Here is a 20,968-nt window from a genome sequence, read left to right on the forward strand (position 1 = left end):
CAATTTTAAATAAGCGACTCACATGCCGAAAGACAGCACGGTCATCAGGCTCGGGAACAGCACGAGTAGGAACATGATGAGCGTCATGACGCCAATGAACGGCAGCAGATAGCGGAAAGAAGCCGACATCGGTATGCCACCCGTCCGGCACGCGGCCATCAGGTCGATGCCCAGCGGCGGTGTATTCGCACCGATGGCCAGATTGATGGTCAGCAGAACGCCGAAATAAACCGGATCGATCTCGTAGGCGCGCAGGACTGGCAGGAAAACTGGCGCCAGAATGAGGATGATGGCAATCGATTCCATGAACGTACCAAGCACGAGAACTGCCGCCATCATCAATATCAATGCGATCGTTGCACTTTCGGTGGCACCGGTAATGGAATTCACCACAAGCTGCGGCACCTGTTCGACCGTCAAAATCCAGCCGAAGACGGAAGCAGCGGCAATGACGATCAGGATCGAGCCGGTCATCTCCGTTGTGTCGCGCAGCAGGCTGAACACTTTGGAGAAAGTGAGGTTACGATAGATCACGGTGCCAACGACCAAGGCATAGGCAACGCCAATGCCCGCCGCTTCTGTCGGCGTGAAGATGCCGAAACGAATGCCACCGACAATGATGACCGGTGCCAGCAGTGCCAGCAAGGCTTCACGAAAAGCCGAGCCGAGCCGTAACCAGCTAAATGGCTCCCCGCCTTTCCAGCCGTTCTGGCGGGATATCCACCATGCAACAACCATCAGGCCAAGCCCGAGCAAGAGCCCCGGACCAATGGAGTGGATGAATAACTGGCCAATGGAGGTGCCCGTTGCGGTTCCATAGACGATCAACACGATGGATGGCGGGATGACTGTGCCAAGCGAGCCGGCGCAACCAAGACCTGCGGCAGAAAAGCCAGGATGATAACCGCGCTCCTTCATGGCTGGCAGCAGCATGGAGCCGATTGCCACAACATCCGCGACACCCGAGCCCGAGAGGGACCCGAACATCATGCAAGCCGCAATCATGACGATTGCAAGGCCGCCCGTCCGTTGCCCGACAACAGCAGCGCAGAGATTGACGATCCGGGGAGCGAGGCCGCCGTGGACCATCAAAAGACCAGCAAGCAGGAAGAGTGGAATTGCAAGCAGCGTGAAACTATCGACACCGGCGACCATACGCTGTGCCACAACCATGACCGGCAGGACATCGCCTACCAGCAAATAGGCTACAGACGAAAGTGTCAGTGCAACAACAATTGGCGCATCGATTAAAAGCAGAAGAACGAAAACGGCAAAAAGAACGAGAAGAGCAAGGCTCATTTGCGCAGTCCCTGAGCAATGAGAGCAATCAACGCAGCGGTCGACGTAACGGGCAGTGCGAGGTAAGCAAGACCGGCTGGCCAGCTCAGCACCGTCGTTTCATGTGACCAGGTCAAACCGGTTATCTTCCATCCAGACCAGAGAACAACGATCAGGAACAGGAGTGACGCGATCCGGGCAGCCAAAGCTAGAAGTGAACGGAACCGACCCGGCGAGATAAGCAGATCCGTCAATCCCGCACAAAGATGCGTATTGCGGATAAGCGCAGAGATTGCCCCGATGAACGTCACCCAGACCAACAGAAGCCGAGGAATTTCCTCCGACCAGCGCGGGGTAAAGGAAAAGACATACCGGCACACGACGACATATACGATGATGCACGTGAATGCGGCAATGGCCAATCCGCCAATGGAACTGGCCAGCCGATCTATGGTGTTGGAAATCTGCGACTGCGGCAAAGGCTTGTTTTGCATGGAAATCTCGCTAGTACGGATACGGACGCGAAGCGTTCAAAACGCTCCGCTTGCCGATGGCGAGCGGAGCGCGGGCTATCACTTGCGATAGCTATCCATGATTTCGAGCAGCTCAGGACCGAAAACGTCCTTCTCGCTATCCCAAATCGGCTTGAGGGCTTCAACGAATGCAGCCTTATCAACCTCGTTGAACTTCATACCCTTGGACTTCAGCTTTTCGATAAGTGCGACCTCGTTGTCGGCCACCATCTGGCGCTGGGCTTTTCCCCAAGTGACGGCAGCAGCCTTTACAATGGCCTGATCCTCGGGAGAAATCTGTGCCCAGGTCATGCTCGATACGGTGAGGCAGGCCGCGCCCCAGATATGGCCCGTCATCGAAACATATTTCTGCACTTCGTAGAACGAAGAGGCGTCAATGATCGAAAGCGGGTTTTCCTGAGCGTCGAAAACGCCTTGCTGCAAGGCCGAATACAATTCCCCAAATGCCAGCGGCGCCGGTTGCGAACCTAGAAGTTCGAACGTCGCGAGACGAACCTTGTCCGGCGTCACGCGGATCTTGAGACCGGCAAGGTCTGCCGGCTTGACGATTGGATGCTTGTTGTTCGTGATATTGCGGAAGCCGTTTTCCCACCAGCCAAGCACCTCGATGCCCTTCGGACGCAGAAGATCGGCAAGTGTGGTGCCAAGCTTGCCATCCAATGCGGCGAAGGCCTGCTCACGGCTGGTCCATGCATAGGGCATCTCGATAATGCCGAATTTCGGCTCTACGAACTGGAAAGACCCGCTGCCGATCAGACCGCCCTGAATGGTGCCGATCTGCATGCCCTCGATGACTTCCTTTTCCGTGCCAAGCTGGCCAGACGGGAAGATGTCGATTTTGACACGGCCTTCGGTTTTTTCGGCGACTTCCTTGGCAAACTCAACAGATGCCTTGTGCCAGCTATGCGTATCGGCAAGCACATGGCCCAAACGGATGGTCGTCTCGGCCATTGCGACCGAAGGACCAGAAAGTCCCACGATCCCTGCCAGAACCGTCGCGGCGAGGCCACGAGAGAATTTGGAGATGCCCAGTTTCATATCACCCTCATTTTTTGCATTTATTCTAGGCATCCATGGCAGCGGAGCAGCTTTTAAGCAAATAGACATACCCAATGGCAAACATTGTGCTGGCCTATGACACGTTGTGCTTTTTTCTGTGGGATAAGACCTGTCATCGGACAGTAGCTATACATTCGATCTCGATATCGAAATGAGTCCACGGCTTGATTGTCACGCAGCTACGCGCCGGAAAAGCACCCGTAAAATACTCGCGGTAGACCGCATTCATGTCCGCGGAAAATTCGTTTTTTGTAATAAAAACAAGCGATTTGAAGACATTCTCGAACGAAGACCCCGCATGGCGCAGTGTGAAAGCCAGTGCTTCCATGCATGCGCGCGTCTGGACCGATATATCGCCCTTGACGATTTCGCCCGTCTTCAGATCGATCGGAGGCATGCCACAGGTATAGAGAAGATCGCCAACACGCGTCAAAGCGGAGGTTGGTGCGCCGAGTTTACGGATGGCGTCGGAAATGACAGGAATTTCAATGACTTCATGTTTCATGATGTACTCCGTGAATATCGTCTGAAACATTTAGAATATTCTTCTGGCTGCTGAAAAGGGCAGGGGAGCGACTGGATACAGTGCACCGCCACTCGGTCTACCTTTTATGGGTAAATCGGCGGGTTGATTAAAGCAAAGCCTTCCTGTCTCGGAAAAGGCGCGACCACAGCACTGGCTGCATTCAGTGGAACATTCTGTTCCCGGGTAGGAACCCAGCTAACCGCGCTCAGATTGAGGGCATCACGTTGGTTTCCCGCCGAACAACGGTTGGCTTGAACACGCGGGTTGCTTGCGAGTGTTTTTCGCCGAGAAATAGCAAAGGTTGGAATTATTGCACAAATATCGATTCCACGTGAATAGAATTCGTAATTTAATTAAATAGCATCATATATACCATCTCTTCACCTACTTGGTAGGCTTCACAAAAAAACAACAGGTGGCCAATTTCAAGATGTTATTATTGTATAAAGTGCTCGTGCCGACGATGAAAGACGGCAATGGGATCGCGACTGCCGGGTAGGTGAGGAACGTCGACGCCGCGCAGAAAGCCAGATCGACGACCGGCCACAATTTGACCGGGACGGTAATCCGAACTTCGATACCCAAGGCAATTACATCGGCTGCCAAGGAGTGGGCTGCGAGGTTGATACTCCCGAGGACTAGTCAGATACGGTTATCGCTGCCGCTTTTGGGTGATCGCCAAAAAGGTTGAGCACAACTATGATAGGGGTGGAAACGGAACGGTTTCATCATTGATGTGCTCACGGATTCTGACTGGCAATCAGATGGCACGACCAGCAGCGGAGTGGGAACAGTTGTCTGAAAACTGGTTCCTGACGCTGCACCGCAACTTAATAGGAGGGAAACGGCTTGTAGCCTTTAATATTAACGACTGCGCAGAAGATGGTCTTCAGACAGGGAAATCGCAACCAAGTCCATCACGGCGCATATTGCTGGGACTTTGCGCAGATCGTTATGAACTGTAAGTCAAGTCTGTTTTCGAACCAAATGTTCCAGGCTATGTCGACGCTGCAATCGTCAGCACATGGTTTGAAAAGCAGGGTGAAGAAGTAGGCGATCATAGGGGCCACACAACATGGGGGCGCAATCAGGCGCAAACTTCATCGAAAGCTTAGTGCTGATGCGATCACAACCTAGATAGTTCTCTCCTTGTCGGGACGACTAAACGGTCGTGCTCTTACTGAGCACTCGACGGTCGTCGCTCAGTTTCAGGCTACGGCAGTAATTCGGACGCTGCGGTTCAATATGTGCCTTGCATGCTGAATAAACAAAACGAAGCTTTGAGGTTTTTTGCAATCCGAGCGCCGCCTTTGCTGTCAGTTCGGATTTTCCGAGACGACTCGAAGTTGCGCGCGCTATCTGGCGCGTCGTTTTCCATCGGATTGACACATGATGGAACTTTCTGGCAACTTCCCTGGAGATGCGGAGGGGGTTCTATGGCTGAGGAGATCGGATTGAAAAACGCGACGAGGGTCGGCAAAACACAGCAAACATCACGTGATAGTCGCTACCCTCGAGATGTCATCGGTATCATTGTCGATATGCAATCGGGCTTTTCGAAATCCAATCAGCGGATTGCGGCGGGCATCCTTGGAGAACCGCATCGCTTTGTCGAGCTGCCAATCGAAGAGTTGACCAATTGGCTCGATGTTTCTGCGCCGACGATTACCAGATTTGCGCGTACCGTCGGTTGCGAAGGGCTGAAGGATCTCAAACTGAAAATCATGGGCTCCGTTCGCGTCGGTCGTCGATATATGGAGCCGGATACTCCGCCGAACTCGGTAGGGGAAATAGCCGAGCGTGTCAGCCAGCGGGCGCAAAAGACCATTTCGGATATGCACCACGCGCTGGATCTCGATCGAGCCGAACAGATCATCAAAATCATCAGTCGATGCCATACGCTTTATGCTTTCGGCAGTGGCGGCGTGTCGTCATGGCTTATCGGTGAGTTACAAAACCGCTTTTTCAGGCTCGGTATCCGAGTTGTTCCGAGTGACGATCAGACGATGCAATTGATGCTGGCTTCCACCGTGGAACGAGACGACGCATTGTTGTGTTGTTCGTTGACTGGCGACAACAGAGAGCTTGAGCGGGTGGTCACTGTTGCGCAAGGCTATGGCGCGAAAGCTATAGCCCTGTGTCCTTCGGATAGTCTTATAGCCAAGGCAGTCGATCTGCATCTCGCTGTCGATAATCCTCCCGACGAGGATATTCTGTCGCCAGCAACTATGCGTTACGCCTACCTCATGTGTATCGATGTCATTGCTTATGGAGTTGCCATCGAGCGGAACGAGACTGGTCGTGAAAAGATGCGGCGCATCAAGCAGCAGCTCGCCAATGTTCGGGGGAGTGATCGGACGCAGCCTTTGTGCGATTGATAGTCAATTGATTGATGAAATTTTACTTTTGGATCAAATTTTGCTTCTTTTATAAGCAACTAAGCGATTTCAGTCAAAAAATGACATAAAAATGAAAAAAATATTGGACAGAGAATAATTTTCACGCATACTGGCACCATAAATAAGATTTGAAATGCCAAGATGACAATCAACGCCTGAGGGGCGTTGATTATAGTTTTCTCTTTAGGGTTCGTATTGTTCGAATTCTTGCAATCAAAAATAAATAAAATGGGGAACTGGCATGAATAATGCGCTGGATCGATACTTGCTGTCTAGAAGACAGGTATTGGCGGGCATGGCTGGCTTTACGGCCACAGGAATGCTTGGCAAACGGGCGATGGCGGCACCGTCCACGGCCATGGCATTCATCGGTTGGCAGTACCAGCCGCAGATTGTCGCTGAAAATGTAGAGACCTTCAAAAAGCTCTATGATGAAAATGTCGCGTATGAGCTGGTGACCGGCGATTATCATCCCGTCGTAGAGACCAAGCTGACCGGCGGACAGCATATGGATATGCTTTACTCAGAGGAAAACTATATCGCTCGCTGGCATGCTGCTGAATGGATCCGCGATCTAGATTCATTGCCGGGTGTGGCCGATATCAAGGCTGGCATGTTTCCTGTGAGTGTGCAGTCATTATCCTTGCCGAATGGTGGCCCATTGTGCGGTTTGCCCTATTATGCGGGATACAATACTTTTCTCTATAATGAGGAGCACTTATCCAAAGCAAAGGCGGATGTGCCCAAGACCTGGGATGAAGTGCTGGAGCTAAGCCGGAAGCTCAAAACCGATGGTATCAGCGATGCTCCCTTCCATGGCATGTGGCAGCAGCAATGGTCCGATCTGTCGTGGAACATCTTTGCGTGCTGGTATTCCGAAGGGGCCAAGATCTTTGATGAGAAGGGCGACTTCGTCGATGAGCCGGCACTTCGAAAAGTGCTGGAATTTTTCCAGACGGTCTACAAGGAAAAGCTCGTTGTGGAAGACATCATGACACTGCCGGGTGAAGGTGTGCCGAGCTATGCTTCCGGCCGTCATACATTCATGGTGGTGCATGACTACAACCACAAGGTCGTCAACGATCCGGCCGTTTCCAAGATCGCAGGTAAAGTGCGCAATGCACTAATGCCAGGTGCTACCCAATCGACCATGGCATGGACCGCGGCCTATCTGATGGGCGCGCAGCCCGTTGACGACCAGCGCGTTTGGAATCTGTTGCAGTTTTTTGGTGGTAAGGCCTCGGATGGCCAGTACCATGTCATCAAGCGTTGGGCGCTCGAGTTCGGTCTGGGTTCTGCTTATCGCGAAGTGATGGCTGACCCGGATATCGTCGCGAGCTTTTCCAAGTGGCGCGACCTCGACATCTCGGCCAAGCAACTCGGCATGGCAACCTCACGCGCCATCGGCAAGGCGATCTGGTTCCCGGAGTGGGATATGTTCATGATGCAGCAGCTCCAGGAATATATCCGTTCAGGCAGTTCGACTGATGCCTTTGTTTCCGCGCTTGCCGCGAAAGCTTCTGAGCTGAAGGCCCAGTATCAATAAGGCTGTTGGCTGGAAGCGCTCCGGCCACCGCCGTCTATCCCTTTCCGTTTCCCAGTCTGGTGGTGACTGCTTTTGGCTGTTTCGCCGGGCGAAGAGTGTGAGGTCGTGATGACACTTACGATAGACAGTCGCTCAGCGCATATACCCACGAAAGACCGGCGCCAACTATTCCGGCTTCCGGCATTTGCCTATGTTTCGGTGACACCAACACTTTTCCTGATGATCCTTATCGTCGGAATTCCGCTCCTCTACAGTTTCTATCTCTCATTTGTAAGTGTGAACCCCATTACCAAGAAGTGGGTGTTTGTCGGTTTAGGCAATTACACTCGCATCTTCTCCAACGATGACTTCTGGGCGGCATTGGGGCGAACGCTTTATTTCTCGGTTTTGTCCGTCGCGGGGACGACGGTTGTCGGAACTGCCATGGCATTGGTGCTGAACAGGCACTTTTCGGGCCGGGGATTTCTGCGCAGTGTCGTCCTCATTCCCTGGGCAATGGCTCCGGTAACCATCGGTGTATTGTGGTCTTTCGTCTACGCAGGCAACTTCGGTCTGCTGAACGGTTTACTGAATGACATCGGTATGGGGCATTTGGCACGTCCCTGGTTTGGCGACGGCTTTCGAGCGCTCAATCTCGTTACGTTGACCCAGATATGGAACCAAGCGCCACTGATGACGCTCATGCTCCTCTCAAGCCTGCAATCCATGCCCTCCAACCTGCATCGCGCAGCTGAGCTTGATGGGGCCGGGCCGGTAACGCGCTTCATGGCGATCACCCTGCCATGGCTGAAATCCACGTTGTTATTTGCGATGATCGTTGCCACCATCAATGCGCTGATGACTTTCGATATTATCTGGATCATGACCCGAGGCGGTCCGGGTGCGGCAACCACGACGCTATCCTGGCTTGGCTATCTTCAGTCGTTTCAATTCCTGAAATTCGGAGAAGGGGCAGCACTTCTATATTTGCTGATGATGCTTAGCCTTTTGCTTGCACTGGTCTATTTCGCTTTCCTGTCTCCCAAAAAACAGAAACAACCATCACAGGACGCCATGACCGAGGTCTTATCGTCAGCGCCGCGTACCAGAGCATTCATGGTAATCTTGCCTGCTTTCTCAAGACGTCGCCTTGTCCAACCGCAGACGGCGAAGCGTTTGACCACGATCGGCTTTTATACTGCCGTTATCACAGTCTTCCTGTGGTCCTTCCTCCCGGTTGCCATGCTTGTTCTCATCAGTCTGTCACCAACAACGGATCTCATACGAACACCACCGTCCATGATACCTTCGGCATTGACGCTCGATAACTACCGGGCTGTTCTGATGCCAAGTGGTGGTACGACAAGTGTGCAGGCGGCACGCGTACCTTTATCGTTGCTCAACAGCTTTGGTATCGGCGTCGTCGTCTCGGTTATCAATGTGGCTCTGGGAACTCTCGCCGGTTATGGATTTGCCCGTTATGCCTCGCATAGGTTCTTTTCGGTGAGTTTGTGGGCGCTTCTCATAACGCGCATGGTTCCGGCGCTCACTCTCGTCCTGCCGTTTTTTGTGCTGTTTCGCATATTGGGCCTCATTGATACACATCTGGGGCTTGTGATCGCATATTCAACGATCCTGATGCCGCTTTCCGCTTGGATGATGAAGACCAGCTTCGAAAATGTACCGCTCAGTCTGGAGCGGGCGGCACTGATCGACGGATGCACACCGTTCGAGATGTTCCGCAAGGTGCTGATACCTGTCGTAAAGCCGGGAATTATCGCGGCACTGATATTCTGCTTTCTGGTTTCGTGGAATGAATTTCTCTTCGCAATGATCCTGACATCCACGCCGAAAACTCAGACTATCCCAGTGGTTATCGCCGGGTTTCTCAGCCAGGCTAGGTTCAATGAATATGGCCCGCTATTCGCGGCGAGCGTGCTGGCGATTATTCCTCCGGTGGCAATCGCCTTCTTCTTTCAAAAATACCTCGTTCAGGGTGCGCTTTCAGGCGCGGTCAAGGGCTGAAAGGAAACTCTTATGGCATCAATTCAGATCGCAGGCCTGAACAAACAATATGGTGCGTTAAACATCCTGAAAAACCTCGATCTTTCGATCGATGATGGCGAATTCATCTCATTTCTCGGGCCGTCGGGTTGCGGAAAGTCAACGTTGCTTTTCTGTATAGCGGGGCTGGAGGAGATCAGCGAGGGATCGATCCGCTTTGACGGTCAGGAGATGTCGGATCTGTCGCCCAGAGATCGCAATATCGCGCTCGTCTTTCAGGATTATGCGCTCTATCCGCATATGAGTGTTCGCGACAATATTGCATTTCCGCTGCGCCGACAGAAAGTCGATGAAGCGACAATCAATCGGCAGATTGGCTGGGCCAGCGAAGTTTTGGGTATTGAAGCTTTGCTTGACCGGCTCCCGGCTGCGCTTTCCGGCGGTCAGAGACAGCGCGTCGCTGTGGGGCGGGCCATTGTCCGCAATCCTTCCGTTCTCTTGATGGACGAACCCCTGTCCAACCTTGATGCCTCTCTGCGCGTGCGCATGCGGACGGAAATCCGGCGCTTGCAGAAGGAGCTTGGGATCACGGTCATTTTCGTAACCCACGATCAGGAGGAGGCGATGGTTCTGTCTGATCGTATTGCGGTGATGAAGGATGGTGTGCTGCAACAGTTTGCACGTCCCATGGAGGTTTATTCCAGTCCCGCCAACCAGTTTGTCGCCGGGTTCATCGGTAGTCCGCAGATGAATTTTCTTCCTGCGGAATTGTGTGGCGGGTCCAAGGGTGAAATCATCGGCGTTCGTCCCCACGATCTTAAGCCCGTACCAAGGGCGGCAGGCGGGCTGAATTTGTCCGGGGATCTGGTTCTCGTCGAACCAGCCGGGCCCTACCAATTTCTCGATGTCGCAATCGGGGACCACGCGGTGCGTGCCACCTGTACCGATGCCAGCGGTTTGTCTCCTGGATCGAGAATTATCCTCAACGCGAGCGCGGAAGCAGTGCGTTTCTTTTCGAGCGACAGCGGCGCGCGCATCAATCAGCAATTAAAGGAACCGGAAAGCAGAATTCATGTCGTATGATCTGGTATTGAAGAATGGCCGGGTAATCGATCCCTCGCAAGCCATTGACCGTGTGACGGATGTGGCCTTCAAGGATGGCAGGGTTGCCGCGGTTGGAGAGGGACTGACAGGCACAAAAATGCGCGATGTTTCGGGCCTGATCGTGACCCCGGGTCTGATCGATCTGCACACCCACGTGTATTGGGGTGGCACTTCGCTCGGGGTGGACCCCGATCTGTTCGCTCGCAAGAGCGCGGTGTCTACATGTGTCGATACCGGCAGCGCCGGACCCGGCAATTTCCCGGGCTTTCGCAAACATGTCATCGAACGCAGCACGGCGCGTGTATTGGTTTATCTGCATATATCCTTTGCGGGTATCTATGGTTTTGCCAAGAACATCATGCTGGGTGAAAGCCATGACATTCGCCTTCTGGCCGCGCGCGAGGCAGTCGAAGTCATCAATGAAAACCGTGATGTGATCGTCGGTGTGAAGGTTCGCATCGGACGTCATGCATCTGGTCCCGCCGGTATTCAGCCGCTTGATGTGGCGCTTCAGGTGGCCGATGAAACCGGCCTTCCGCTAATGGCGCATATCGACGAGCCACCGCCTTCCTATGAAGCGGTCGTATCGCGTCTTCGCAAGGGCGATGTACTCACGCATTGTTTCCGTCCGTTTCCCAATGCACCGATCGATGGCAAGGGCAATATCAAACCGGAAGTTCTGGCAGCGCGTGAACGAGGGGTTATCTTCGATATCGGTCACGGCATGGGTTCATTCGCCTGGAAAACCGCTCGGGCCATGATGGGGCAGGGCTTTATGCCCGATACGATTTCGTCCGACGTGCATGCGCTGTGCATCACCGGGCCGGCCTATGATCAGGTGACGACATTGTCCAAGTTTCTGGCGCTCGGCATGCCGATCAGCGACGTTATCGCAGCATCGACGATCAATCCGGCGCTTGCTGTCCAACGGCCTGAGCTCGGGACTTTGAAACCAGGTGCTGTAGGAGACGCCAGTGTTCTCGACCTGCGTGCCGGCACGTTCCCGCTTGAGGATGTGCGTGGTGAAGTGGTGACGGCATCACAGCGCTTGTTCGCTGCCGGTCTCGTCATTGGCGGGCGTGAAATGGATATGGACAGCCAATCGTTCGCAAACGCAGCAGAATGAATGGGAGGGAAGATCATGGATGGTGGTTACACATCCGCTAAAATCGGAAATTATATCGCAGGCGGTTGGGAGACAGAGCCCGAAACCATGCCAGCGATCAATCCGGCGACTGGCAAGCAGATAGCGCTGTTGCCGAAATCGACGGTTGCGACTGTCGACAGGGCGGTGATGGCAGCCAAGACGGCTTCTTCTTCCTGGGCATCGACGCCGATATTTGAAAGAGCGGCTCTTTGCGTGAAAATCGGATCGGCGATTGATGCGTCAAGGGAAAAGCTCGCACGTATCTTGTCCGGGGAACAGGGTAAACCGCTCTCTGAGGCGATGGGAGAAGTCGGCAAGGCTGCAGACGGTTTTCGTCTAGCATCCGAACTTGTCAAACAGATGGGGGGAGAAACTCTGCCCACTGAGGACCCGACCAAGCTGGCAATGACAATTCGCCAGGCACGTGGCGTCTATGGTGTGATCACACCATGGAATTTTCCCGTCAACATTCCGGTCGAGTATCTCGCGCCGGGTATAGCGACGGGCAATGTCATAGTCTGGGTTCCTGCACCTTCAACGTCCTTGATCGCCTGTGCTCTGATGGAAGTCATCGAACAGGCGGGGCTGCCTGACGGTGTTATCAATCTGGTGATCGGTGAGGGCGCTACCGTGGGTGATGCCGTTGTTGTGCATCCCGATGTCGCGGCAATCGGTTTCACGGGAAGTGCTGCGACGGGCAAGCGCATCGCCGAACGTGGAGCAGGCAAACCACTTCTCCTGGAACTCGGCGGAAACGGGCCGGTTATCGTCTTTGAGGATGCCGATATCGAGGCTGCTGCTTCTTCTGCCGCTGGTGGGGCTTTCTTTAACGCGGGGCAGGTTTGTGCCGCGACTGGGCGCGTACTCGTCCATGAAACCGTGGCCGATGCGCTCTGTGAAAAGCTTGTCCAGCATGCCGAGCGCCATGTGCTAGGCGATCCTTTTCAGCAAGGCACGACGATGGGGCCACTCAACAATGCCAAGGTTGCGGTCAAGGTGAAAGAACATGTCGATGATGCGGTGGCGAGTGGTGCAACATTGCTTTGTGGAGGCAAGGCGCGTCCCGATCTGGGGAGTGACCTGTATTTTGAGCCAACTGTCATTGCCGGTGTAACGCGCGATATGCGGATCAATCGAGAGGAAACATTCGGACCTGTCGTTCCAGTGCTGACGTTCCGAAATGACAGCGAGGCTCTCGAACTTGCTCTAGACAGCGAATATGGACTGTCGGTGGGCGTATTTACCAAGGACATGCAACGCGGTCTGTCGGTTGCTAAAGCTATTCCGGCAGGCATTGTGAACATCAACTCCGGCAGCACCTATTGGGAAATCCATCTGCCTTTCGGCGGTGGTACGAACACCAAGAGCGGTATCGGGCGCCTTGGTGGGCTGCATACGATGGAGGCCATGACGGAACTCAAGATGATTACGATCACTCTGGATCGCAGGTAGGAGCGATAGGATGGAATCTGTATCGAGAAAGGACGAACGGCTGGTCAATTTCGCGCTGTCTGCGGACGAAGAGGCGAGAATGATTGCGGCGCTTGTTGATGAACTCATACCGGGCGATGCAATCTGGCCGTCGGCTTCTGCGGCAGGCGTCCACGGGATTATTGCTCTGCGGTTGCTTTCATCATGGGACACTGCAGCTCTTGAAAAATTTGCCGATTTGATTGGCTGGCTCAATGGCAGCCTATCGAGCGACGAACCAATGCAGCGGACTGAAGCGGTTGCTGCGTTCGAAGTTCGTGATCCCGATCTTTTTGACAAAATTTACATCGCAACCGTGCTTGCCTATTACGAGACGCCGTTTGTCGTATCGGTTATCCAGCAAAGCGGCAGACCTTATTCCATCCGTCCTCATCTATCTGGCTATCCGATGGAGCCGTTTGACTTCAGCAAGGATATCCCCACTCACAATCGCGGTCATTATCTCGCGACGGACGCTGTCGTGCCTGTCGATATTTCCGAACTGGCGCTTGAAACGCAGAAAACTGAAAACTGGGGAGTTGCACGATGACTGCGGATCGGACTTGCGACGTTTTGATTATCGGTGCCGGTGCAACCGGCTCTCTCGCGGCACTGGTACTGGCACACGCCGGACTTGATGTGGTTTGCCTTGAGCAGGGCTCCTGGGTTGAGGCTGAAGATCACCCGCATCTTCATTCGGATTGGTCCTGGCAGCGGCGCACTAATTGGAGCCCGGATGTCAATAAGAGGTCCCATCCGGACGATTTTCCGGTCAACTCGGATTCCTCGCAAATACTGATGTGGAACGGAGTTGGTGGATCGACGAATGTGTATGGCGCCATCTGGCCGCGATACCGTCCATCCGATTTTCGAAAAGGGACGGAACATGGGTTACAACCCGATTGGCCGATTTCCTATGAAGACCTGGCGCCCTTCTACGAAGCGGCGGATAAATTGGTTGGTGTCTCCGGGTTGGCGGGTGATCCGGCCATGCCTGATCGGGAGCCCTGCCCAACCCGTCCCATGCCGGTGTCGAAAGTGGCCAAACGACTCTCTTCCGGTTTCGACAACCTCGATTGGCATTGGTGGCCGGTAGAAGCAGGAGCCATCACCGAGGATTATGACGGGCGTCCAGCCTGTAACAATTGTGGTGTCTGCAACGGTTGTCCGCGCGGCTCAATGAGCAAGTACTCCATGTCGATCTGGCCCAAGGCACTTGATGCCGGCTGCGAGTTGCGTATCCACGCGCGCGTGCTGCGTATCGAAAAGGATAGTGACGGACGGGCGACCGGCGCGCTTTATGTCGACCGCAATACCGGTTTGAAGCGATTCCAAAAGGCTCGCTTGGTTATCGTTGCCGCCAATGGAATCGGAACGCCGCGCCTTCTGCTTGCTTCCGACAATCTGGCGAACAGCAACGATCAGGTTGGCCGTTATCTCTTACACCATACGCTTGTCGCTTGTGAAATGTGGGTGAATGAGCCGGTTGATGGCCAGACTGGCTATGTCGCGTCGCTGATTTCACGCCAGTTTGCGGAAACCGATCCGTCACGTGGTTTCGTTAATGGCTTCAATTTCAACTGTATCACGTCTTCGCCATCCGCGGGAGAACTGGCCGCAGGCTGGTTTACTTCTGCGCGAGCTCCTTGGGGTAAAAACCATCACAGTTGGTTCCAGAAGCATTTTGGTCATTCGATCGGGGTTTTTGCCATCGGTGACGATCTGCCAAATCCCGAGAACCGGGTGACACTCGATCCGGAATTGACCGATTCCGATGGAGTGCCAGCCGCCCGCACCCATTATGCACCGGGCGAAAATGACAAGCGCATGATGAACTATATGCTTGATCGCCTGGAAGATCTGGCAAAGGCATGTGGTGCGTTTGAGTATCGCTTGCATGATTATCGTGACAAGAATGGCGTCTATCGGACACCTGCCTGGCATATGATCGGCACATGTCGCATGGGAAGCGATCCCGAAACGTCGGTTGTTAATAAATGGAACCAGACCTGGGAAGTCCCAAATCTGTTCATCGTTGACGGAAGCGTGCTAGCAACCGGTGGTGTCGTCAATCCCACGCCGACGATATCGGCCTTGGCGCTGCGGGCCGCTGAATATATCAGGGATAATTTCGCGACCCTTACCACGACGGAAAAAACATCCATCGCGGCATGAAACCCTTACCCTGCCGACAACGATCTGTCGGCAGGGTAGCAAACAGCCGATTTCTGCCAGAGGATTTGAGAATGCTACAGGTTCCGCCGGCTCAGCCGGGAATGAGAGAGGCGGATATCGATACGCCCGCGCTGATCATCGATCTCGACAAAATGGAAGACAATCTGGATCGTATGGCAACCTATTGCGCGTCGTCAGGTATTCGATTGAGGGCGCATGCAAAAACACACAAGTCACCGGTCATTGCGCACTGGCAGATGGCGCGCGGCGCTGTCGGTCAATGCGTTCAGAAAACCGGTGAAGCGGAAGTGCTCGCATGGGGCGGTGTTTCCGACATTCTGGTGTCGAACGAGGTCGTAAGCGAACGTAAGCTTGCGCGCCTGCTGGCTTTATCTGGCATGAGCGATGTTGCGGTTTGCGCCGACAATGAATCAGTCGTCAATTTGGTCGAGAAAGTTGCGGCTGACAGCGGCAAACGTTTCAGGGTTCTGGTTGAGATCAATGTCGGCGGAATGCGCTGCGGAATTGCTCCGGGCGAACCGGCGGCGGAGCTTGCCGCAGCAATCGCGAACAGCAAACATCTCATATTCGGTGGACTGCAGTCCTATCATGGCGCAGCTCAGCATTTTCGCAGCGAAGAAGAGCGCTTTGAGGCCATAAGACAGGCGGTTGAGAAGACCGAAGCGACGATCACGGCAATACGAAAGCGCGGACTTTCATGCGACATCGTCGGGGGTGGCGGTACCGGCACCTTCCGATATGAGGCGGCAAGCCAAGTCTATACAGAATTACAGGCTGGCTCCTATCTGTTCATGGATGCCGACTACAGCCGCAACGATCCCATGCCGCCTTTCAGCCAGTCGCTTTTTGTCTTGAGTACCGTCATGAGCGCTCCGCGTCCAGATCTGGCTGTGCTGGATTGCGGCCATAAGGGCATTGCGGTCGATAGCGGCCTGCCGCTGGTTTACGGTCACCGCAACGTCACCTATGCCGGTGCATCCGATGAACACGGTGCACTCATAGTTCATGCGGATGGAGAGCGACTGCAGATCGGCGAAAAGCTTCGTTTGGTGCCGGGACATTGCGATCCGACAGTGGATCGTTACGATTGGTATGTCGGTGTACGAAAAGGGCGCGTCGAATGCGTGTTCCCAGTCGCCGCGCGGGGAATGATGCAATGAATATTGAACGTAGCAGTCTGGCTAACCAAAACCGACTCGCATCGATCGCGTTGCAGTGCACGCAATGTGCAGCAAGAGTGGCGGCCTCGCTCGTTTATCGCTGCGATAAGTGCGAAGGCATTCTAGAAGTTCAGCACCTCGAAGAAAAAAGCGGTTATTGGGCAACAAGTGATTTCGTGGATGAGGAGGTAACGCTGGGTGAGGGAAACACGCCTCTGCGTCGTGTTCCGGAGACATTGCTGCACGAAGCCTTTTGTGGAAGGCTCTATATCAAGGATGAAACCGGCAATCCATCCGGCTCATTCAAAGATAGACTGGTCGCCGCAGCGATTAGCAAGGCGATGTCATTCGGTGCCCGCGGCATCGTTTGCGCATCCAGCGGCAATGCGGGTGCAGCGGCGGCCCGTTATGCCGCGCACCTGGGATTGCCCGCAGTCATTGTCTGTCCTGAACTGACACCGGAGGGAAAACTCACGCAGATAATGGCCTATGGTGCTCGTCTGGAAAAAATTCCCGGACACTATGGCAATTCTTTTGCCCACGCTTTGGATATTTGTCGCAAGACGGGCTTTGTCAATGTCACAACCACTTATCTCAATCCCTATGGTGTTGATGCGCTGCGTCTGGTGGGACAGGAGATTTATAACGCACTGGGTGACGATGTACCGGATTGGGTCAGCGTACCAACCAGTTCCGGGCCGTTGGTGAAAGGAGTTTTTACCGGGTTTAAGGATGCAGCCGGATGCCTGCCCAGGCTTGTTGCTGCGCAGGCGTTGGGCTGTGCGCCTATTGCGCGTGCCTTTGCAGCGGGTGAAATGAATGTTGAGCCTTGGGAACAACCGAAAACTGTCGCGTCGGGGATATCCGATCCATTGCAATTCTACCCTCAGGAAGGAAGTCATACGCTTTCGCTTGTTCGCGCGACTGGGGGGATGGCAATAGGTGTTGAGGACGAATTTATCCTTGAAGCGATGAAAGATCTCGCGCGAACAACCGGAATATTCTGCGAGCCAACTGGGGCAACTTCGCTTGCTGCTGTGCGCAGACTATTTGCCCAAGGGCATATCGCGCGGGATGCGGTTGTCGTTTGCATCGTAACCGGTCATGGCTTCAAGGACTTTGCAGCATGGAATTTTTGATAGAATTTTCAAGGTAACATCAAGTGCAACGTGACGTCACCCTATCATGTAATCGCGTGAGAATTAAGTGCAGCGCCGGCCCAGCTTCAACAGAGATGGACCGGCGCTCAGGGCTGCTTAGTAATCGGTGATCTTTTTCATGTAGCGGCGACCGTCCAGCATGACCTGTTCACGTTTCGCCGCCAACTTATAGGCAAATTTCCAAAGAGCATCGAAGAAAATCAACGGCACGAAATATCCCTTGAAAGTGTCATCTATGTCAGCGAGATCGAGTTTCGCTGCATCCAGCACCAACATATTGTCCGGCTCGCCGAAACGGTACAGGAAATCCCGGCCACGCTCGGCCAGCGCACGCGTTTCATCGAGCCCAATCATGACGACGAAGCAGGCATTTTTATCGACGACTTCGAATGGGCCATGGAAGAACTCATTGGCGTGGATAGCTTGCGAGTTGATCCACAGCATTTCCATGAGCACGCAGATGGAGAATGAATAGGCTGCGCCATAAACCGGACCGCTAGCCATGGTGTACACGACTTTTTCGCGGCCATAGCGCTCTGCATATCTGGTAAAGGTTTCATCAAAATGCTGCTGACCGCGTTCAATGGCCGGTTGCAGTGCCGGCAGGCTTTCCAGCAGTTTGGGCAGCAGGCTGGTCTTGTCGCGTAAATCGACAATGCCCGCCAGCAACATGTAAAGCACGCTGTAATTGCTGTCGGCACCATCGATCGGAATGCCGGTGGTGTAGGACGCCTGGTATTGCAGCACGTGGTCGGCGGCGGCGGCGAGCGGCGATTGCGGATCCAGCGTCAGGGAGATCACGCAGGCGCCCCGGCGACGGGCATGTTCTGCCGCCCGCACCGTTTCCTTGGTGGTGCCCGTCTGGGAGCACAGAATGACAATGGCATCGCTGTTGAGGCGACGCGGGTCGCGTGTGACGAACTCGTCGCCATTATAGACATCAGAGGTCAGCAGTCCCGAATGGCGATCCAGAAAATACTTGCCCGGATGCATGATTGACAGCGATCCGCCGCAGGCAACCAGAAACACATGCGAAAAATCCCGCTGCGCAAGCGCATTCAAGGTTTCAGCAATATCGGTAGGAAGTTGTTTGGGCATTCTATTCCTCTTTTCAGCGTCTTGAAGAGCCCGGCTGTGCCGATCGGCAGCCGTTCCGGTCCAGTGCAACATTTCCCGGTACCAACCCCGCGATACGTTGACAGTTCTACTTTAGTGTGCGAACGTTCTCACATCTTGTCAATTGGGAAAATAAGAATGATCAAAATCGCGGCGATGGGCGATAATGTCGTCGATTGTTACATTTCGCGTCGGGAAATGTTTCCGGGCGGTAACTGTGTCAATGTCGCTATCCATATGAGCCGTTTTGGGGCCGAGGCGGCCTATATCGGCGTGGTTGCCGCAGATGCGGCCGGAAGGGTCATTCAGGCCGCACTGCGCGACGAGGACGTCGATACTTCGCATCTGCGCATGGAGGCCACAGGCAAGACGGCCTATTGCATCATTGGTCATCGCGGTAACAATGATCGCTATTTCATCCGCTTTGATCTCGGAGTGTCTATGTTTGAGCCGAGCGCCGCCGATATTCAGTTTGCGCGCCGGTTCGATGCCGTCCATATCGGTCAGTCGAGCGGCCTTGACGGCTGGCTGGATGCCATTGCGCCGCAACGTCTGTCCTATGATTTCTCCACCCGTCGCGACGTGGAACACTATCGACGCATCGGCCCGAAATGCTTTCTAGCCGCTGTTTCGGGCGGTGAGCTTTCGCCGGACGAGGTTACGGCGACCATTGCCTGCCTGCGCGAGAGCGGCGCGGATTGGGTGCTGATCACCCGCGGCACCAAGGGCGCAGTTCTTGCCGGTGCGCAAGGGGTTTTCCATGCCGAAGCAACACCGATTGTGGCGGTTGACACGTTAGGCGCTGGTGACAGTTTCATCGCCCGCACCCTTTATGGCCTGGTGAAAGGCGAGGCGCCCGCAACATTGCTACAGGCGGCGTCACGCGTTGCTGCGGCGACATGTGGCCAATATGGTGGTACAGGTCATGCCGCGCCGATTGATCTCGGCGAGCCTATAGCCGAGTTGCAGGATTGAGCTCGCTGCGCGTGTCTTTTTGAGGTTAAGACCGGCCAGATCAACCGGGATGGCGGGCGAGCGAACAGCGCGGCTGCCATTCGGCATGCAGCACGATATCCTGCTGCGCCCGATCGGCGCTATCGAGCCGCTCCAGGACCAGACGAGCCGCGGCTTCGCCAACCTCGAGCAGCGGCTGCCGGATTGCCGTCAGTTTAGGGGTAAAGAACGACATCCAGTCCAGATCGTCGAAGCAGACCACGGACAGTTGCTGCGGAATGGAAATATCGAGTTCGCTGATTGCCAGCATGGCGCCGGCTGACATCAATCCATCGGTGGTAAACAGCGCTGAAGGCGGGGTTTCCCGGGTCAGCAACGCGATGGCGTGCTGGCGGGCAATATCGATCGAATAGCTGCCCACCTGGGCAACGAGGCTCGGATCAAAGGCGATCCCGGCTTCCTCATGCGCTTCGATATAGCCGAGCAGACGTTGCCAGCTCGGATAAAGCGATGAAATATCGATTTTCTTGTGCTGGCGGTCGTGAAGAAATGCGTTGAGATTCTTGTAGCGGCCATGCTCGAGTTCCGCCAGTACGCCAATCCGACTATGGCCGTCGAGAATCATTTGGGTCACTGCGGCGTGGGCGGCCTGGCGGCCATTGACGGTCACCGAATCCGCCTTCAATCCCTTCACGCGGCGATCGATCTGAACCACCGGACAGCCGCTGGCAACGACATCGTGCAAGTGCTGCGCCTTGAGAATATCACAGGGCGCAATGATGATGCCGTCGGCCTGCTTTTCGCGCAGAAGATCCACTGCCTCCAGCTCACGATCGATCGATTCATCGCTGTTGGTGACGATCAAGCCAAAGCCGCGCGCACGAACCACATCGGAAATACCGCGCAGAATACTGGCGTAAAACGGGCTTTGCATGTCGCCCGCGACAACGCCTATGGTCTTGCTGCGCCCGGTGATAAGACTGCGTGCCAGCAGATTGGGGCGATAGCCCAGCATATCAGCGGATTTCTTCACCTTGTCGCGGATTTCTTCGCTGGTATAGCCATAGCCGCCCAATACACGTCCGGCGGTCGCGGTGCTGACGCCGGCCAGGCGCGCCACATCGGCAATGGTCGTCTTGTCGGCGCGTCGTTCACTCATGTCTGCGCGTTCCTTCCAAGCAGTTTCACGCTGCTCAATACCTGTACCGTTTCATAGGCGATGATGGGCCTGATCTCAACTTTCAACTTGACGGATGCGATCAATCAATGGCTATATTGTGAGAACGTTCGCATATCATTTTCAGCAACGCAAGTAGAAGACGAGCCTCGCACGGGGA

Annotated in this window: 17 protein-coding genes; 11 read left to right on the forward strand and 6 right to left on the reverse strand. The window is 54.5% G+C overall.

Going from position 1 to position 20,968, the window contains the following annotated elements; all coding sequences use genetic code 11:
* Positions 1–18: 18 nt before the first annotated feature.
* The 4 genes from FGI60_RS22540 to FGI60_RS22555 all read right to left on the reverse strand — a co-directional run bounded on the left by FGI60_RS22540 (position 19) and on the right by FGI60_RS22555 (position 3,375).
* Entirely contained in the window at positions 19–1,299 is a 1,281-nt protein-coding gene (locus FGI60_RS22540) for a TRAP transporter large permease (protein WP_109366785.1), read from the reverse strand.
* Complete coding sequence (locus tag FGI60_RS22545; protein WP_109366784.1) at positions 1,296–1,772, reverse strand: TRAP transporter small permease; 477 nt, start codon at positions 1,770–1,772, stop codon at positions 1,296–1,298. The genes FGI60_RS22540 and FGI60_RS22545 overlap by 4 nt, the downstream gene beginning before the upstream one ends.
* A gap of 78 nt (positions 1,773–1,850) precedes the next feature.
* Positions 1,851–2,849 carry a TRAP transporter substrate-binding protein gene (locus FGI60_RS22550; RefSeq protein WP_138787091.1) on the reverse strand — a complete coding sequence of 333 codons (999 nt, stop codon included), beginning with the start codon at positions 2,847–2,849 and terminating at the stop codon, positions 1,851–1,853.
* 133 nt (positions 2,850–2,982) lie between these two features.
* Entirely contained in the window at positions 2,983–3,375 is a 393-nt protein-coding gene (locus tag FGI60_RS22555; protein WP_109366782.1) for a Rid family hydrolase, read from the reverse strand.
* Positions 3,376–4,652: 1,277 nt separating this feature from the next.
* Here FGI60_RS22555 and FGI60_RS22560 point away from each other — a divergent pair.
* The 10 genes from FGI60_RS22560 to FGI60_RS22605 all read left to right on the forward strand — a co-directional run bounded on the left by FGI60_RS22560 (position 4,653) and on the right by FGI60_RS22605 (position 17,540).
* A complete protein-coding gene (locus FGI60_RS22560; protein WP_138787092.1) occupies positions 4,653–5,774 on the forward strand; it encodes a MurR/RpiR family transcriptional regulator in 1,122 nt (373 codons plus the stop codon).
* 262 nt (positions 5,775–6,036) lie between these two features.
* Entirely contained in the window at positions 6,037–7,341 is a 1,305-nt protein-coding gene (locus FGI60_RS22565; RefSeq protein WP_138787093.1) for an ABC transporter substrate-binding protein, read from the forward strand.
* A gap of 108 nt (positions 7,342–7,449) precedes the next feature.
* A complete protein-coding gene (locus FGI60_RS22570) occupies positions 7,450–9,345 on the forward strand; it encodes an ABC transporter permease (protein ID WP_138787094.1) in 1,896 nt (631 codons plus the stop codon).
* Positions 9,346–9,357: 12 nt separating this feature from the next.
* Positions 9,358–10,407 (forward strand): ABC transporter ATP-binding protein, encoded by a 1,050-nt coding sequence (locus FGI60_RS22575; protein WP_138787095.1) that lies wholly within the window; start codon positions 9,358–9,360, stop codon positions 10,405–10,407.
* Complete coding sequence (locus tag FGI60_RS22580; RefSeq protein ID WP_138787096.1) at positions 10,397–11,554, forward strand: amidohydrolase/deacetylase family metallohydrolase; 1,158 nt, start codon at positions 10,397–10,399, stop codon at positions 11,552–11,554. The genes FGI60_RS22575 and FGI60_RS22580 overlap by 11 nt, the downstream gene beginning before the upstream one ends.
* The gene (locus FGI60_RS22585; protein WP_235889903.1) at positions 11,555–13,027 is read left to right on the forward strand and encodes an aldehyde dehydrogenase family protein; all 1,473 of its coding nucleotides are present in this window, start codon (positions 11,555–11,557) and stop codon (positions 13,025–13,027) included.
* Positions 13,028–13,106: 79 nt separating this feature from the next.
* Entirely contained in the window at positions 13,107–13,595 is a 489-nt protein-coding gene (locus tag FGI60_RS22590) for a gluconate 2-dehydrogenase subunit 3 family protein (RefSeq protein WP_138787097.1), read from the forward strand.
* Entirely contained in the window at positions 13,592–15,220 is a 1,629-nt protein-coding gene (locus tag FGI60_RS22595; protein WP_138787098.1) for a GMC family oxidoreductase, read from the forward strand. The genes FGI60_RS22590 and FGI60_RS22595 overlap by 4 nt, the downstream gene beginning before the upstream one ends.
* A 71-nt stretch (positions 15,221–15,291) precedes the next feature.
* A complete protein-coding gene (locus tag FGI60_RS22600) occupies positions 15,292–16,401 on the forward strand; it encodes a DSD1 family PLP-dependent enzyme (RefSeq protein ID WP_138787099.1) in 1,110 nt (369 codons plus the stop codon).
* Positions 16,398–17,540 (forward strand): pyridoxal-phosphate dependent enzyme, encoded by a 1,143-nt coding sequence (locus FGI60_RS22605; RefSeq protein ID WP_138787100.1) that lies wholly within the window; start codon positions 16,398–16,400, stop codon positions 17,538–17,540. The genes FGI60_RS22600 and FGI60_RS22605 overlap by 4 nt, the downstream gene beginning before the upstream one ends.
* A gap of 117 nt (positions 17,541–17,657) precedes the next feature.
* Here the strand turns inward: FGI60_RS22605 and FGI60_RS22610 are convergent, their stop codons facing one another.
* Entirely contained in the window at positions 17,658–18,659 is a 1,002-nt protein-coding gene (locus FGI60_RS22610; RefSeq protein ID WP_036586989.1) for an SIS domain-containing protein, read from the reverse strand.
* On the opposite strand from FGI60_RS22610, the gene FGI60_RS22615 reads away from it, so the two are divergent.
* Complete coding sequence (locus FGI60_RS22615) at positions 18,591–19,652, forward strand: PfkB family carbohydrate kinase (protein ID WP_255447027.1); 1,062 nt, start codon at positions 18,591–18,593, stop codon at positions 19,650–19,652. The genes FGI60_RS22610 and FGI60_RS22615 overlap by 69 nt on opposite strands.
* 40 nt (positions 19,653–19,692) lie before the next feature.
* Here FGI60_RS22615 and FGI60_RS22620 read toward each other — a convergent pair whose 3' ends face one another.
* Positions 19,693–20,790 carry a LacI family DNA-binding transcriptional regulator gene (locus FGI60_RS22620; protein ID WP_036586993.1) on the reverse strand — a complete coding sequence of 366 codons (1,098 nt, stop codon included), beginning with the start codon at positions 20,788–20,790 and terminating at the stop codon, positions 19,693–19,695.
* Positions 20,791–20,968 lie beyond the last annotated feature (178 nt).

This window comes from Brucella haematophila, assembly GCF_005938105.1.
GTDB classification, from domain to species: Bacteria; Pseudomonadota; Alphaproteobacteria; order Rhizobiales; family Rhizobiaceae; genus Brucella; species Brucella haematophila.

Coding starts and splice junctions, on each gene's coding strand:
- FGI60_RS22540 (WP_109366785.1), bottom strand. CDS start 1,299: ATGAGCCTTGCTCTTCTCGTTCTTTTTGCCGTTTTCGTTCTTCTGCTT.
- FGI60_RS22545 (WP_109366784.1), bottom strand. CDS start 1,772: ATGCAAAACAAGCCTTTGCCGCAGTCGCAGATTTCCAACACCATAGAT.
- FGI60_RS22550 (WP_138787091.1), bottom strand. CDS start 2,849: ATGAAACTGGGCATCTCCAAATTCTCTCGTGGCCTCGCCGCGACGGTT.
- FGI60_RS22555 (WP_109366782.1), bottom strand. CDS start 3,375: ATGAAACATGAAGTCATTGAAATTCCTGTCATTTCCGACGCCATCCGT.
- FGI60_RS22560 (WP_138787092.1), top strand. CDS start 4,653: ATGCTGAATAAACAAAACGAAGCTTTGAGGTTTTTTGCAATCCGAGCG.
- FGI60_RS22565 (WP_138787093.1), top strand. CDS start 6,037: ATGAATAATGCGCTGGATCGATACTTGCTGTCTAGAAGACAGGTATTG.
- FGI60_RS22570 (WP_138787094.1), top strand. CDS start 7,450: ATGACACTTACGATAGACAGTCGCTCAGCGCATATACCCACGAAAGAC.
- FGI60_RS22575 (WP_138787095.1), top strand. CDS start 9,358: ATGGCATCAATTCAGATCGCAGGCCTGAACAAACAATATGGTGCGTTA.
- FGI60_RS22580 (WP_138787096.1), top strand. CDS start 10,397: ATGTCGTATGATCTGGTATTGAAGAATGGCCGGGTAATCGATCCCTCG.
- FGI60_RS22585 (WP_235889903.1), top strand. CDS start 11,555: ATGGGAGGGAAGATCATGGATGGTGGTTACACATCCGCTAAAATCGGA.
- FGI60_RS22590 (WP_138787097.1), top strand. CDS start 13,107: ATGATTGCGGCGCTTGTTGATGAACTCATACCGGGCGATGCAATCTGG.
- FGI60_RS22595 (WP_138787098.1), top strand. CDS start 13,592: ATGACTGCGGATCGGACTTGCGACGTTTTGATTATCGGTGCCGGTGCA.
- FGI60_RS22600 (WP_138787099.1), top strand. CDS start 15,292: ATGCTACAGGTTCCGCCGGCTCAGCCGGGAATGAGAGAGGCGGATATC.
- FGI60_RS22605 (WP_138787100.1), top strand. CDS start 16,398: ATGAATATTGAACGTAGCAGTCTGGCTAACCAAAACCGACTCGCATCG.
- FGI60_RS22615 (WP_255447027.1), top strand. CDS start 18,591: ATGCGAAAAATCCCGCTGCGCAAGCGCATTCAAGGTTTCAGCAATATC.
- FGI60_RS22610 (WP_036586989.1), bottom strand. CDS start 18,659: ATGCCCAAACAACTTCCTACCGATATTGCTGAAACCTTGAATGCGCTT.
- FGI60_RS22620 (WP_036586993.1), bottom strand. CDS start 20,790: ATGAGTGAACGACGCGCCGACAAGACGACCATTGCCGATGTGGCGCGC.